Annotated in this window: 8 protein-coding genes; 6 read left to right on the forward strand and 2 right to left on the reverse strand. The window is 65.5% G+C overall.

All coding sequences use genetic code 11. The annotated features are described in order from the left end of the window. Positions 1-392: 392 nt before the first annotated feature. On the forward strand, positions 393-2,852 hold the full coding sequence (locus ACIQBL_RS21540) for an NB-ARC domain-containing protein (RefSeq protein WP_401944084.1): 2,460 nt from the start codon (positions 393-395) through the stop codon (positions 2,850-2,852). Positions 2,853-2,906: 54 nt separating this feature from the next. Here the strand turns inward: ACIQBL_RS21540 and ACIQBL_RS21545 are convergent, their stop codons facing one another. Continuing rightward, complete coding sequence (locus ACIQBL_RS21545) at positions 2,907-3,032, reverse strand: hypothetical protein (RefSeq protein ID WP_401944086.1); 126 nt, start codon at positions 3,030-3,032, stop codon at positions 2,907-2,909. An 876-nt stretch (positions 3,033-3,908) separates the two neighbouring features. Between ACIQBL_RS21545 and ACIQBL_RS21550 the strand changes: the two genes are divergently transcribed. From ACIQBL_RS21550 to ACIQBL_RS21565, 4 genes are all read left to right on the forward strand, one after another. Further along, positions 3,909-4,361 carry a hypothetical protein gene (locus tag ACIQBL_RS21550; protein WP_401944088.1) on the forward strand — a complete coding sequence of 151 codons (453 nt, stop codon included), beginning with the start codon at positions 3,909-3,911 and terminating at the stop codon, positions 4,359-4,361. 37 nt (positions 4,362-4,398) lie between these two features. After that, positions 4,399-4,866 carry a hypothetical protein gene (locus tag ACIQBL_RS21555; protein ID WP_401944090.1) on the forward strand — a complete coding sequence of 156 codons (468 nt, stop codon included), beginning with the start codon at positions 4,399-4,401 and terminating at the stop codon, positions 4,864-4,866. 637 nt (positions 4,867-5,503) lie between these two features. Beyond that, positions 5,504-8,896 (forward strand): DISARM system SNF2-like helicase DrmD, encoded by a 3,393-nt coding sequence (gene drmD / locus ACIQBL_RS21560; protein WP_401944092.1) that lies wholly within the window; start codon positions 5,504-5,506, stop codon positions 8,894-8,896. After that, positions 8,896-13,041: an Eco57I restriction-modification methylase domain-containing protein gene (locus ACIQBL_RS21565; RefSeq protein ID WP_401944093.1), complete on the forward strand. Its 4,146-nt coding sequence runs from the start codon at positions 8,896-8,898 to the stop codon at positions 13,039-13,041. Before drmD ends, ACIQBL_RS21565 begins: the two co-directional genes overlap by 1 nt. Positions 13,042-13,049: 8 nt before the next feature. Here the strand turns inward: ACIQBL_RS21565 and ACIQBL_RS21570 are convergent, their stop codons facing one another. Continuing rightward, positions 13,050-13,976, reverse strand: coding sequence for a type IIL restriction-modification enzyme MmeI (locus ACIQBL_RS21570; protein WP_401944095.1), 927 nt, complete (start codon positions 13,974-13,976; stop codon positions 13,050-13,052). A gap of 160 nt (positions 13,977-14,136) precedes the next feature. Here ACIQBL_RS21570 and ACIQBL_RS21575 point away from each other — a divergent pair, with 160 nt between their 5' ends. Continuing rightward, positions 14,137-14,976: a tyrosine-type recombinase/integrase gene (locus tag ACIQBL_RS21575; protein ID WP_401944097.1), complete on the forward strand. Its 840-nt coding sequence runs from the start codon at positions 14,137-14,139 to the stop codon at positions 14,974-14,976. The last annotated feature ends 3 nt before the right edge of the window (positions 14,977-14,979 follow it).

The following is a 14,979-nucleotide window of genomic DNA, read 5'->3' on the forward strand; positions in this document are numbered from 1 at the left end:
GGCCTCACCGGGGCCGGGCAGGTGTCCAGGCATTCCGCATTTGCACCAGGCTCTACGAGGACGATCCTGCCCGGTGGTGCCCGTATGGAACAGTCCGCGCGCCATTCCAATGGCATACGGCGGTGTGGTGCACGCTGCCCTTTTCGGCTCGGGCGCTTGTTGGTGGTCGACTGCCTGACTGCGTCTGGCGGACGTCGCTGGCGAATCTGTGGCACTGCCTGGTCTCATCGACGGGTATAGGGAAGGCCGACTACCGGATGTGAAGATCACCCTGGAGTGAGAAGTGCAGCGGCCAGACGGTTCGTTCGCGTGAACCCGACTGTCCAACCCTGGCGGGTCTCTCTACGGTGGTGCCAGGTTCTCAGTGCCGGTGTAGGCCTGAAGGGGGTTTTGTGGAGAGCGAGTTGGCGGCGCTCGCCGCGTCGGGGGCGACGACGCTGGTGGGGCTGATGGTGTCGGAGTCCTGGGAACAGGCGAAGACGAGGCTGGCCCGGTTCCTCACCCGGCGCGAGGGCTCGGCAGGCTCCGCGGAAGCCGCCGAGGAGGAACTGCAGGCGGCGAGCGAGGCGGTGGGAGGCGCCCGCGCGGTGGGGGACGACACCGTCGTGGCGCGCGCCGAAGAGGCCTGGCGGCTGCGGCTGGAGGAGATCCTGCGGACGGATCCCGGCGCCGCGCGGGAGCTGCGGGACCTTGTGGCCGAGCTGGGCCCGCGCATGTCTGTCAGCGGGAGCGTCACCTACGGACCGGCCTTCCAGGGATCGCAGGTTCACGGCGGCATCACCTTCCAGGTCCAGGCACAGCCCGCCCGCGAACCCTGGGCCAAGCCGGACCAAGTACCGGCTCTGACCTTCCGGTTCGTCAGCCGCACGAACGACATCCGCGCCCTGGACGACTGGTTCGGGTCAGAAGGGGCCGCGCCCGTCAGGATCGGTGCCGTGGACGGGCTTCCCGGTGTCGGCAAGACCGCGACGGTCTGCCGATGGTCGCAGAGAGCGCGGGACCGGTTCCCCGACGGCCAGCTCTACGTGGACTTCGCCGCGTTGCGTGACCTGGCCGGCGGGGACGTGTCCGAAGCGGTGGCCATGTGCCTGAGGTCCCTGGGCGTGAGCGAGGAGTTCATCCCCGGCTCGCTCGCCGAGCGTGCCGCAGTGTTCCGCTCGGCCACGGCGGGGCTCCGCCTCCTGCTCGTGCTCGACGACGTGACCCAGCCCGCACAGGTCAGACCGCTGATCCCCAAAGGACCGGGCAGCGCGGTGCTGGTCACCAGCCACGGCAGCCTCGCCGAACTGGCCCTGGACGGTGCCCGACGGCTGCCCCTGGAACCGCTGGACGCGGAGGACGGACTGGCGCTTCTGGCCGACCGCTGCGGGCAGGAGGCCGTCGACGCCGACCGCCCGGCCGCCGAGCGACTCGTGCAGCTGTGCGGCGGGCTGCCCGTCGCGCTCCAGATCGTGACGGGCAGACTCCTCACCGACCGCAGGACGAGCATGGCCTCGCTGGCCGCGGAACTGGAGGACGAGACTGGACGGCTGGGCGGCATGGCTCTGCGACTGCCTGGAAACCCACGAGGAGAGCGCTCCGTGTCCACCGTTCTCGGCTCCGCCTACCGGCTGCTCGATGCTGATGCCGCACGGTTCTACCGCCTTCTGGGCTGGCTGCCCGGCCGCACCTTCGACGCGGGAACCGCCGCGGTCGCAGGAGACCTCGACGCGACCGACGCCAGGCGCCTCCTCGACGTACTGGAGGACGCCAACCTCCTCCTCCGCCTGGAAGACGACAGGTACCGCATGCACGACCTCGTACGCCTGCACGCCTGGGAGCGCGCGGTCGAGGAAGAGGCGGAGACCGAGGAAGTCGCCCTCGCGGAGCGTGTGGCCACCCACTATCTCGTCCTCACTGCGTTCGCTGACCGGGCACTGCGTGAGGACCGGCTGCGCATCGCCGACCTGTCAGGGTTTCTGCCGTACGTCCACAATCCGTTCTCCTCCGCCGGCGCCGCCTCTCCACTGGAGTGGCTGGATGCCGAGCGGGCCAACATCCTGGCGGTCCTGCGAACCGCAGTCCGGCTCGAACTACACACCCCCGCCTGGCAGCTGGCGGAGGCTTTTACGGCTCTGTTCCTGCACCGCAGGTATCTGGGGGCCTGGAGGGAGTCGCTGGAGTTGGGCGCGGAAGCCGCCTCGGCCGCCGTGGCCCCGGCCGCCGAGGCGCGGCTGCGCAGCCTGCTCTCGCGCCCGCTGATGGACCTGGGCGAGCACCAACGGGCCCACGATGAACTCCGGAAGGCCGCCGCCTGCGCAGAGGTCGCCGGCCACCCTCTCCTGAGCGCCTCCGTGCAGGAGTTCCTCGGCCGGTACGGAGACCGCTTCGACCCTGAGCAGGCGGTGGCGGCGTACGCGCGGTCCGTCAGTCTCAACGTCCACGCGGGCGAACGCCGTGGCGCCGCCATTGCGCGGTACTTCCTGGGGTGCGCACAGGACGCACGCGGTGCCCATCGCCAGGCGCTGTCGACTCTGCGTGGGGCGCACGCGGAACTGTCGGACCTGGACGACCGGAGGATGGCCGCGCGGGCACTGGCGGCGATCGGTGTCGTCCACGACCACCTGGGCGATTCCGTGGTCGCGGTCCACGCGCTGCGCGAGGCGGCGCACCTTCTGCGGGAGCAGGAGGCGACCTACTACGAGGCCCAGGCCCTGGCCATCCTCGCTGACATCGCCGAACGGATGGGGGGCGAGGAGCAGGCTTCCGTACGGGACTGGCTTGCGCGCGCCGCCGACATCCACGAAGCGGCGGGCAGCCCCTCGGCGGGAGCACTGCGGGAGCGCGTACGGCGACTGGACGACGCCCGGTGAAGACTGAGGACAAAGGGCGACTCGACGAGGCGCGCCGCTCGGCGGTAGAGCAGTTCAGAGCCTCGCGCTGCTGTGGCGCAAAGGCTGGTCGGGCCAGTGCTCCCTGATCCAGCGGAGGGAGGGACGCAGACGCAGCACGATGCCCTCGTCTCGTACCTCGCCGATGTGCAGCGTCGCCATGGCGCCGTCCATCGGCCAGGCGCGTAGACAGGCATAGACGACCGCGGCAGTCAGGCCCGGGCCGGTCGCCGCGTCCTCCCTGCCCCGTCCGTCCCCGAGCCCCACCAGACTGCCCCTCCGTCCACGGTGCACGAAGCCAGAAGGCTTCCGGGCCACCTGTCCAGCGCATCGCGGATCCAGCTCAGGGCCGTGACGGTGGCCAGGGCGGGCTCACAGCACAGCAGTACGGAGGCACTCTCGGTCAGACACCGGTCGCGCTCCTCGTCCGAGAGCGCGGCGAGGTGGGCGAACGAGCGGGAGTCCTCGGGCGGGCGCCCGGCCGAGGACACGGCTGCGGTGGCGATCTAGGGGTAGTGGCACACAGTGACCGTCGACTGGGCGGTGTGTCTGCGAACGGTGGTCCCCCACCACGATGTCGGCGGCTACGAGCGCCGGTCGCCAGGCGTGCACGGGCGGCATCAGCAGTAGACCCGCATCCAGCGCGGCGGCCCGGAGGGTGCGGAGCTGCCAGGACCCGTGCCCTGACCACACGTTGGGATGGCGAATCGCCCCAACCAGGTATTCGTCGAAGGGGAGTTCAGTCAGCAGCCGCGAGGAAAACCCCGTCCTGCCCGATGAGGGAGGCGGGACCCCAGGTGGGACGCGTACACGGTAGCGAACGGGGCGGCAATAGTCGGATCCCGATCTCCGGTTTCCCGTTCGGCTGCCGGGCGCCGCGGCTCAGCCAGGCCTCGAGTCCAGGGAACCGGACGCGGAGTCGGACGCGCGTGCGTCCCATCTGGTTCGCGGGACGGCACCGGGCGGATCCTGACCTACGACACCCGTATGGAACGCACCGGGATGCAATTCCAATAACATCTTGGCAGAGTCTTAAATGTGACGTATCCCGACCCCGCGCCAGCCGCACGTGTCCGTCCCGTCGTCATCGACCCGGTCGCACGGCGCTTTCTGCTGCGGCCCGCCGGATGCGGACCCGTCGGCTTCTGGTCGGTGCCGGCCGTACCGGTGCGAGCGGGCGAGCCCTACCGTCGGGCCGCAGCGCGCTACCTACGGCGGCAGTTCGGCCTGACCGGTTCGCGGATCGCGCCGGTCGTCGGAGTCCTTCCGGCTGTTGGTGAGCGGGGCTGTGTCGAGTACGTCGTCCTGGCGCGACCGGCCACCGGAGCCTGGCAGCGGGAAGTGCGCACCGTGCTGGGGACCGGCGCTCGCTGGTGGAGTACGGCCGAACTGCGGGACGCAGGTGTGTGGGTGGAGCCAGACACGCTGCCACTGCTCATGGACGGCTACTGGGAGGGATGGCTGCCCGACGGAGAGATCTCACTTGAGTGAGATCCACTGTGCCTATCGCCATGAAGGAGACCAGAAAGTGACCCTGCACGCCATCGAGATCACCCTGACCCGCGCCGTTGGGACCGTCGAGCTGAAGGCGGCGCAACAGGGAAGTCGTCTGCTCCTGGCGGCCTCTGAGGACCGTACACGCCTGGTGGTTCTCGTGTCCGCGAAGAACGAACCCAGGGCGATGAGGAAGATCTGGCAACGGTTGGAGGACGCACTGCCCATCGACGTACTCTGCAGCGTGTTTCCCGGGCCGGACGGGCAGTACCTGATGAGCATCCCGATGACCGAGCAGACATGGGAACGGATCCGCGCTCAGGCAGCTGCCACGGGACAGACCCCGGAGGAACATCTGCGGGAGGCCATCGCCCAGGCTCTCGCCCGCGATCGGTCCGCACGCCGGGCGCGGCTGGATTGCTCACTCAACACCCTGCTCCGCACGTTCACTCCCGATGAGGTCACGGCGGCGGCAGCGCGGCGGATCCGACCGCCCGGCTGACCGCCGGACGGACCGCACGGGAGCCATGAGGGATGACGGTCTCATGGCCCCTCCGGCGGGACGCTTCGGCTGCCGGGCCGGATGCGGCGTGTATGAGTCGGTGCACCTTGCGTGGGCCCGAACGTCCACGTCAGCCGCACCTGGGGGCATTCCCAGTCCAGGCACCAGCAACCGTCGAGGCCCTCGATGAGGAAGACGCCTTGGAGCGGCGCACCCGCGGAGTGAGTCCGTATGCGTTGGCTCTTCCGCGTCCTCTCACCTCACCGCATCGGGCGTCAGGTTGTGCCTCAGCGCTGGGCCAACCCGAGCAAGAGGGCAGAGCGTCATGTGGTGGCGGGCGCAGGCGGTGCAGGCGTCGCCGAGATCTGCCCCTGGTGAGGTTCTCCGGCTGTGCGTGAGTTGCTGATCAGCTGGTCAGATGGGTGGAGGGGGTTTCAGGCCACTGCCCGGAGGGAGAAGGCGTCGCGGATCGCGGAGAGTCACATCGGGCCCTCCCCGGCGGGCCCGCGAGCGGCCAGACGATCAGCCTGGTGGCCGCGATAGAGCGGCTCACTTTCGCCTCTCGATACCTTCAGCCTGCCTAGACTTGGAGGAAGGCGACAAGACGCCGAATTCCACGAACACGAGGGTGGCGGAAGTGACCGAAGCAGTGGCTGAGTCCGGGCTGCGCGAGGCCGGTCCAACCCGGGGCCGCAAGCGCCGTCCGACCGGAACTTCCGGGGAGGCCCCGGCGCCAGGTCAGTCCGTGACTGTTCGCAACCGTCAGTGGGTCGCCACCGAGGTGTCTCGTTCCAGCGTTGTCGCGGACGACCCCACTCGGGGCTTCGATGCGACGCCTCAGCATCTGGTCACGTTGGTCTCGATTGAGGATGACGCCGGCGACGAGGAGCTCCGAGTGGTATGGGAGCTCGAACAGCAGGCCGTCACTCACGATCGGCACGCTCTCCCGAGTCCGCAGCCGGTCGGAGATGACAGCGTTCCTCGCTTCGACGATCCGGACCGCTTGGACGCCTTCCTTGACGCGGTCCGCTGGGGCGCCATCGCCTCGGCCGACAAGACCGCGCTCCAAGCCCCCTTCCGCTCCGGAATCAAGGTCGAGGACTACCAGCTCGACCCAGTAGTCAGAGCCTTGTCGATGCCTCGAACCAACCTGCTCATCGCCGACGATGTTGGCCTCGGCAAGACCATCGAAGCCGGTCTGGTCATGCAGGAACTAATGCTGCGCCACCGTGCCCGCACGATGCTCATCGTCTGTCCTGCCAACCTCACGGTGCAGTGGCGGGATGAGATGCGAGACAAGTTCGGCCTCGACTTCAAGATTGTTAACAGTGAGCTGCTCCGTGAGCTCCGCCGGTCCCGGGGCCTCTACACCAACCCCTGGACGCACTACCCCCGCCTGATCGTCAGCGTGGACTGGCTCAAGCGGGAACGCCCTATGCGCCTGCTGCGTGACGTACTGCCTGCCGTACCTGAATACCCCCGCGCTTTCGACCTCCTTGTCGTCGATGAGATCCACACATGTGCTCCGTCAGGCAACGGCAAGTACGCCGTTGACTCGCAGCGCACCACGGCGATCCGCACGCTGGCTCCGCACTGCGAGCACCGCCTCTTCCTGTCTGCGACCCCGCACAACGGCTATCTGGAGTCCTTCACCGCATTGCTTGAACTCCTCGACGATCAGCGTTTCGCCCGTGGCGTTCCGCCTTCTCAGGAACAACTTGCCCGCATCATGGTTCGGCGTCTCAAGCGGGAGCTGCCACCCAACTGGGACGGCACCGCGCGGTTCCCGAAGCGGGAGCTGCGTGCCCTGGAGGTGGAGTACAACGCTCAGACGCGCGATGCCTACGCCGACCTCACCGCCTATGCCGCGAGTCGGCGCGGACAAGGAGGCGCCGGCAACCAGCCTGGCGCCGTTGCCCAGCGCACCGCTGCTGATTTCGTCACCTCGCTGCTCAGGAAGCGTTTCCTCTCATCGCCCAAGGCGTTTGCAGAGACCATCGACACTCACCTGGCGACCATGACGGCCAGATCCGAAGGCAATTCCTCGGGACAGGCCGGCCGTCAGCTCGACGCTTCCACACGGGATTCACGGGTCAAGATCCTCAAGCCGCTCGTTGACCGACTCGACGAAACAGCCGAGGACGACGAGTCGTACGGCGAAGCCGCGACCGAGGCGCTCACCGCAGCGCGCAGCCTCTCCGCTCCACTCACCAGCGAGGAACACGGCCTGCTCACTCGGCTCCGGGACTGGGCACGCATCGCGCAGGACCGCACCGACGCCAAGTTCGATGCCCTCCGCCTGTGGCTCGACCCGGTCGTCTGCCCGCAGGGTCCACGCGAGGAGTGGACCGACGAGCGCGTCATCATCTTCACGGAATACCGGGACACCCAGCGCTGGCTGCACGAGCGACTCCTTGCGGCAGGAGTGCCTGTGGAGCGAATCGCCATGCTGTTCGGCGGCCAGGACGAGGAGCAACGGGAGCACATCAAGTCCGTGTTTCGCGAATCTCCTGAACTCTCGCCGATCCGCATCCTGCTGGCCACCGATGCTGCTAGCGAGGGCATCAACCTCCAGTCGTACTGCCATCGGCTCCTGCACTGGGAGATCCCCTGGAACCCCAATCGTCTGGAGCAGCGCAACGGCCGCATCGACCGCCATGGCCAGAACGCCCCGGCCGTGGAGATCTTCCATTTCGTCCCCACCGGATGGCAGGGCAGCAAGATCCGGCCAGAGAAGGCGCCGACATCGCAACGCGTGAGAGGTGGCCTGTTCGACGAGATCAGCACCGACGTGGTCGAGGAGGGCGCGTTCACGACAGGAACGCTGGAGGATGAACTCCACTTCCTGGCCGTTGCCGCTCGCAAGGTCGACCAGATCCGAGAGGACCTCGGCAGCGCAGGAGAAGTGATCGCCGCACAGGTTGAGCAGAAAATGCTCGGCCGACGGGCTGACTGGCAAACCGCGGACGCCGAGATCAGCAAGCGTTCAGGGCGTGCGACCCTCAAGATCGAACGTGACCTTGCACGCGACCTCGAGCGCCTCGTCAGTGAGCTCTCCGGCAGCCGTACCGAACTGAACCTGACCCCCGGCACGGTCGAGCGAGTGGTACGTACGGCCCTCCGCCTCGCTCACCGGAAGGACCTGAAGGAGGTGCCGGCACCGGAAGGCGTCACCGCTCGCTGCTTCCGCCTGCCCGACCTGCCGGGTGTCTGGGGGCAGGCACGCAATGACGGGCTGCGGCACCCGATGACCAAGCAGGAACGACCGGTGACCTTCGACCAGGAGGCCGTCTCCGCTGGGCGGACAGACGTCGTACTGATGCATCTCGGACACCGACTCGTGCAGATGTGTCTGCGCCTGCTGCGTGCCGAACTCTGGGCCGGCGGAGCCGCCGCCAAACTGAGCAGGGTCACCGCGAAAGTGGTCCCTGGTGATCTTCTGCGAGCGCCAGCGATTGTCGCGCATGGCCGTGTCGTCATCTCGGGAGACGGCGGCATGCGACTCCACGAGGAGATCGTCGCCGCAGGCGGCAGCATCGTCGAGGGAAGGCTGGAAGCCGCCAAGCAGGACGACGTAGACGCGTGGCTCCACGCAGCAGTCGACGAACTGCCGGACGAGACCGTCCTCCAACGCCTCACCGAGCTGTGGCCGAACCTTGAGGACCGGCTCTCCCGCGCTCTGGAGACCCGTTCCAACCAGCGGGCCCGATCCCTGCAGGCCGTGCTCAAGAAGCGCTGCGACGAAGAGGTCAAGGGCGTCGAGCAAGTCCTTCGAGAGCTCGAGAAGTCCATCGGACAAGCTCTGGAGGACCACACTCACTGGGAACAGGCATCACTCTTCGAAGTAGAACAGCGCAACCAACTCCGCAAGGACCACGACGCCCTCCGGGCGCGCCTGAAGGCTATTCCTGACCTCATCGAACAGGAGACCAGCGCCCTTCGTCGTCGATACGCCGACCCGACCCCGCGTTGGTTCCCTGTTGCTGTGACCTTCCTCGTCCCGTCCGCACTCGCCCGAGGTGACCGCTGATGCCGCCGACCGCCAAGAAGGCCCCTGTGTGCGTACTCAAGCAGATCGCGCAAAAGCCGGTCGAGCAGCACGAGGAATGGCTGAAGCTCCTCCGGCCCGACGGCCCCTTCATTGCTCTACCGGTCCTGGTCGAGGCGCTTCCGCAGGGTCTCGACACGGTGCCGGCCGAGACCGTCCAGCGGATCCGCCAGGCATGGGCCGAGGTCCAGGGGGACACGGACCTGCTCGGCCCCGCATGGCAGCAGCTGATCCTGGAAGAGCTCCTCGGTTACCGCGGGCAAGTCCTTCGCCATGGTGCTGCGCTGCCCGGCGATCTCGGAACCAGTACTGTCGGCGATGTCTCAGGACGCATCCTGCCGGATGCCGTACTGATGGGCCCCGGCTCCGGTGGTCTCGCTGAGCGTGTACTCGTCTACCGGCGTCCTTGGGCCGAGCGCCTGGACAAGGCGGAGGGCAAGGACCGACAGGCGCTCACCGAGCAGGCCGCCGAGCTCTGCCGACGCCGCGATGTTCCGGTGGCGCTTCTGACGAATGGTCGCCAGTGGGCACTGCTGCATGCACGGCCTCAGGAGCCGACAACGATCGCGGTGTTCGATGCAGACCTGTGGTTGGAGGAGCCACTTCTACTGCGCAGTTTCACCACGTTGCTGAACGCTAGGCGGGCGTACCAGGCGCCGAAGACCAACGAAGGCAAGTACACGGACAGCCTGGCCGCGCTCTTCGCTCGCAGCGCCGAAGCGCAGGCAGAAGTTACCGACACGCTGGGCAAACAGGTTCGCGCGGCGGTAGAGCTGCTCGTTGGTGAACTGTCCCGGCTGGACCGGGAGAATCGAGGAGAGGTCCTCGATGCCGTTGCACCCCGGGACGTCTACCGGGCTGCGCTGACCGTGATGATGCGGCTCGTCTTCCTCCTCTACGCGGAGGAGCAGCGGCTCCTGCCGATCGACGACGAGCTTTACCATGACTCCTACGCGGTCTCGGCGCTGTACGACCTACTGGAGATCGAGCGCACCAAGCATGGCGACGAGGTCGGCGACCGTCGTGAAGCGGCTTGGCCCCGGCTACTGTCGATCTTCGCTGCTCTGCATGGCGGTTCACGCCACCCCGATCTGCGAATCCCCGCCTACGGCGGTTCCTTGTTCGACCCGGACCGGTTCTTCTGGCTGACCCGGGCCAAGGTAACGGACCGTGTCGTCTATCAGATCCTCGACTCGTTGCTGACGCTTCGCCGGAAGGGGAAGGGGGCCGAGAGGCTCTCCTACAAGGGACTCGATGTCGAGCAGATCGGCCACGTCTACGAAGGCCTGCTGGAGTACTCCTGTCTCAAGGTTACGGAGCCCTACCTGGGACTCTTCGGCAAGTTCGAGCCCGAGATCAAGCTCGTCGACCTGGAGAACTGGCAGGAGGCGGGGACTCTGGAGGACGAGCTCAAAGAGCGGACTGGAGCGACGCTCAAGCAGATCGCCAAGGCCCTCACGACGCAGCCGAGCCTCGATCAGCACGCAGCACTTCATGCGGCCTGCGACAACGACGAAGCGCTGGCGACGCGGGTGGCCGGCTTTTATGGACTGCTACGGATGGACCTCCGTGACCAGCCGACGGTATTCCCCACCGATGCGGTGATCGTCACCCAGGTCGGCGACCGTCGAGCCACCGGTACGCACTACACACCACGCCGTCTCGCTGAAGAGATCGTCGAACACACGCTGGCGCCGCTGTGCTACGCCCCAGGGCCCGCGGAAGGTGTCTCCCACGACGGTGTGTGGCACGCCAAGTCGGCGAGAGAACTGCTGGAGCTGAAGATCCTCGACCCGGCCATGGGGTCAGGTGCTTTCCTGGTCTCCGCCTGCCGGTATGTCGCCGAGCGGGTTGTGGAGGCGTGGGAACGCGATGGGCTGCCGGATGATGTTGCCGAGTACGCGGCTGAGGCTGACCGTGACGAACTGCTCCTTGATGCCCGAAGGCTGGTCGCGGATCGTTGCCTTCACGGAGTCGATCGTGACGAGATGGCGGTGGAGCTTGCCAAACTGTCTCTGTGGTTGGTGACTCTGGCGAAGGGACGGCCCTTCTCGTTCCTCGATCATGCGTTGCGCTGCGGCGACTCGCTGGTGGGGACGCTGTCGGCGGACCAGATCAGTTCATTCCATCTCGACCCCGGACGCGGTCACCTCATCAACGCGCGCATCACCGGCGCCATCGACGAGCTGACCGGCCCTCTTCTGTCTCGTGCTGCCGAGTTGCGCCGGGAGATCGAGGTGATGCCGGTACTCGATATCCGCGATGCCAACACAAAGGCCGAAAAGCTGCATGAGGCCGAGAAGCTGACAGGCCGGCTCCGACTGGCGGCGGACGCGGTTGTGGGCGCGGCGCTCTCGGCGCAAGTGCTGGAGGAGTCCGAGGTCGAAGACGTCACCGGGAAGCGGAACGTGGGAGGAAACCGCGCTGTGTTCCGTTCCGCGTCGGCTGCGGTGAAGGAGGAGGTCTACGACGACCGGTTGACTGCCATCTCCGAGATGGTCCAGAACGCGATTCTTGGAGACGAGGAGGCGTACGACGAGGCCCGGACGCTTGTTGACGGCTGGCTGAAGGGTCCCCGCGAGGTACCGATTCGGCCACTGCACTGGCCCTTGGACTTCCCGGAGTTGCTGGGCGTCGAAGGCGGCCGGAGCTTCGACGCGGTGATCGGCAACCCGCCGTTCATCGGTGGTCAGAAGCTTACGGGCAACCTCGGTACCGACTATCGCGAATACCTTGTCGACAAGATCGGCAAGGGCGCTCGCGGAAGCGCCGACCTGTGCGCGTACTTCCTGCTACGAAATTTGAGCCTGGCTCCGAACCGGCGTACCGGCATCATCGCCACGAACACGATCGCGCAGGGAGACACACGCGAGGTGGGCCTCGACCAGGCGGTGGCGCAGGGATGGACGGTGTACCGGGCAGTCAAGTCACAGCCGTGGCCGGGTGCAGCAGCGCTTGAAGTGTCGCTGCTCTGGATCGGGCGGACCACGGAGCGAGAGCAGTACGTGTTGGACGATCTTGCCGTCCGGGGGATTACTCCGTCGCTGGATGCGCAGTCGCGTGTGTCGGGGAATCCGTATCGGTTGGTAGCCAACCGAGGACAGTCGTTCCAAGGGTCAAATGTCCTTGGGAGGGGTTTCGTGCTTCAGTCCGAGCAAGCACAAGCCCTGATCGAACGTGACGTCCGCAACAGGGACGTGCTCTTTCCTTTCCTCAATGGTGAGGACCTCAACTCCCGACCGGACTGCTCGGCGAGCCGCTGGGTGATCAACTTCCACGACTGGACGGAGGAGCGCGCTCGCAGCTACCCCGAAGTGTTCGCCATCGTCGAACGCGACGTGAAGCCAGAGCGGGCAAAGAACAACGATCGTCGTCGCCGAGAGATCTGGTGGCGGTTCACAAGGCCAACACTCGACATGTATGAAGCAATCGCTGGGCTAGACCGAGTCCTGGTGGTAGCTCGCGTGAGTAAGACGGGATTGCCGGTCTTCACGTCTGCTGGCCAAGTGATGAGTGAGCAGACGGTGGTCTTTGCAAGCAGTGAAGCTTCCCTGTTTTCCATGCTCAGTAGCTCTATTCACTACACTTGGGCTATCACGCGCGCATCCAGCTTGAAGGGCGATCTCCGCTACACGCCGTCAGACGTCTATGAAACGTTGCCGCTACCAGAGAACACGGCCGGCATGGAAACGGCCGGGCGAATCCTTGAAGTGGCACGCAGAGAAATTATGAATGACCGGCAAATTGGATTGACGAAGCTCTACAATCTGGTCCATAGTGCGACCGTTATCGACAGTGACATCTCGAGGCTGAGGGATTTTCACAGCGAGATCGATCGAGCAGTAACGAGTGCTTACGGCTGGGAGGATATCGACCCTTCCTGCGGATTCCATCAAACACGGCAGGGTGAGCGATATACCATTGACCCTGCTATGCAGGTTGACATTCTTGATCGCCTCCTCGAGCTCAATCATCAACGACATGCCCTAGAGGAGGCCCATGGTGGAGTGAGGGTGGCAGCAGCACAACCAGTCGTACGGGAAAGATCATCGCTTCGAGCGCCCGGTGAAGACGGGAAGGCCTCACAGCCAGGCGAGCAGATTTCGGCAGATGGGTTACTGTTCTGACCCGCCCATCAGAACAGCACCTCGCCAATACGGGCAGCTGTCTGGTGATTTCGCAGGTTCGTTTCCCCTTGCTGGATCGCGCTCTCGGAAACGTGTCGGTCGTGGTTGATCTCTAGTAGACGGTCAAGAACTTCAACCCGAGCCATTGGGCTGATTGTGTAACGAATTCCTTGGCGAGTTTGATGAAATCCGTGATCAATATCGAGATCCTGCCAGCCGTAAGCAGACATAACCGCCTGGTCGACGTTTTCATGGAGAGATCGAAGGCTCTGAACGTCAGCGTCTGCGATGGATTCATCATGAACCAAATTGTAGAGCTTCGTTAGGCCGATTTGCCGATCTCGCATGATCCTGCTGCGTACCGTGTCGAGAGCTTGCCCCGCGGTCGTCATTTCGAGACTGCTCTCAGGGCGAGGCAACGTCTCATAGACGTCGGACGGCGAGTAGTTGAGGTCCGCCTTCATGGTCGACGAGTTGCGCCACGCCCAGCTTGAGTGAGCCGAGCTGGAGAGAAGCGCGAGATGATCAGTGCCGTCGAGAGCAAATACTCCCAACTTGTGTGAAAGTACCTGCTTGCTGGACACGCTCGCAGGCATAACTGTCCTGCTCACGAGAGCTACCACCAGGACATGGTCGAGGTCAGCAATAGCTCGTAGCATCGCCGGTCGCTTCTCGCCGTACTGCCACCAGTAGTCCCGATAGACCTTGCGGTTGTTCGTCATGCGTACCGGCTTCACGTCGCGTTCGACGATGGCGAACACTTCGGGGTAGCTGCGAGCGCGCTCCTCCGTCCAGTCGTGGAAGTTGATCACCCAGCGGCTCGCCGAGCAGTCCGGTCGGGAGTTGAGGTCCTCACCATTGAGGAAAGGAAAGAGCACGTCCCTGTTGCGGACGTCACGTTCGATCAGGGCTTGTGCTTGCTCGGACTGAAGCACGAAACCCCTCCCAAGGACATTTGACCCTTGGAACGACTGTCCTCGGTTGGCTACCAACCGGCATGGGACATGCGGTTAAAGTTGGCCGACTTTAGGTGAGTTACGGACATTCTCGTGGCGCTTTGCGTACGCCATCAGACGGATGGTGACGTACCCGCTCATGGCCGTCGACAAGTTCATAGAGGCGCAGCGCGCCGATGGGTATTCGCCGAACACAATCAGGGCACGGGCCGTGTGCGTCAGGTCCATCGCGCGGCAGGCCGGGGTAGAGCCGGAGGACCTGCGGAACGTCCATGTGGTGGCGTATTTTGCGTCGCGCCCGCTGAAGCCGTGGTCGCGGCGGACGTATCTCAACCACCTTGGGGCCTTCGGCAAGTGGTTGGGTGTCAGCCTGATCGAGGGCATCCGGAAGCCGCCGGCACCCCGTTCGATCCCGAATCCCTTGCCTGACACAGAGCTGAACAAGCTGGTCAAGGTGACAACCGGGCGCAACCGGGCCTGGGTTCTCCTTGGTGCGTTCTGCGGGTTACGTGCCCATGAGACGGCGAAGCTGGAAGCCGAGGATCTGGTCGATGGGGAGGACGGCGAGGTAGTCATACGAGTGACAGGCAAGGGCGGTCGCACAGACATTGTCCCGGTTCCACCAGTTGTACTCAAAGCGCTGGACAGGTCCGTGGAAGGACGTTTCTGGCCGGGTGCCCGTCCGGAACGTGTCTCCCGCTCCGTTGCGACGACGGCAGCCAGGATCGGTATCAAGATGCGATATCACCAACTCCGTCATCGCTTCGGGACAGCTGTCTACCGAGCCTCCGGCAGGGATCTTCTGCTCACTCAAAGATTGATGCGACACGCCTCACCTGCGACGACGGCCGGGTATGCCGCCGTGGCCGATGAGCGAATCCATGAAGTCATCCGGGCTTTGCCAGGGTCCGGATCCCCCGCACGACGTGCTGTCACTGCCTCAGCACCTTGCAGCCACTGCCATAAGGCTGCGGCGTAGTCG

Source organism: Streptomyces sp. NPDC088350 (assembly GCF_044753545.1).
In the GTDB taxonomy this organism is placed as follows: domain Bacteria; phylum Actinomycetota; class Actinomycetes; order Streptomycetales; family Streptomycetaceae; genus Streptomyces.

Bases quoted from the DNA above. Each gene is read 5' to 3' on its own strand.
- ACIQBL_RS21575 (WP_401944097.1), top strand. From the start codon at position 14,137: ATGGCCGTCGACAAGTTCATAGAGGCGCAGCGCGCCGATGGGTATTCG.
- ACIQBL_RS21565 (WP_401944093.1), top strand. From the start codon at position 8,896: ATGCCGCCGACCGCCAAGAAGGCCCCTGTGTGCGTACTCAAGCAGATC.
- ACIQBL_RS21545 (WP_401944086.1), bottom strand. From the start codon at position 3,032: ATGGCGACGCTGCACATCGGCGAGGTACGAGACGAGGGCATCGTGCTG.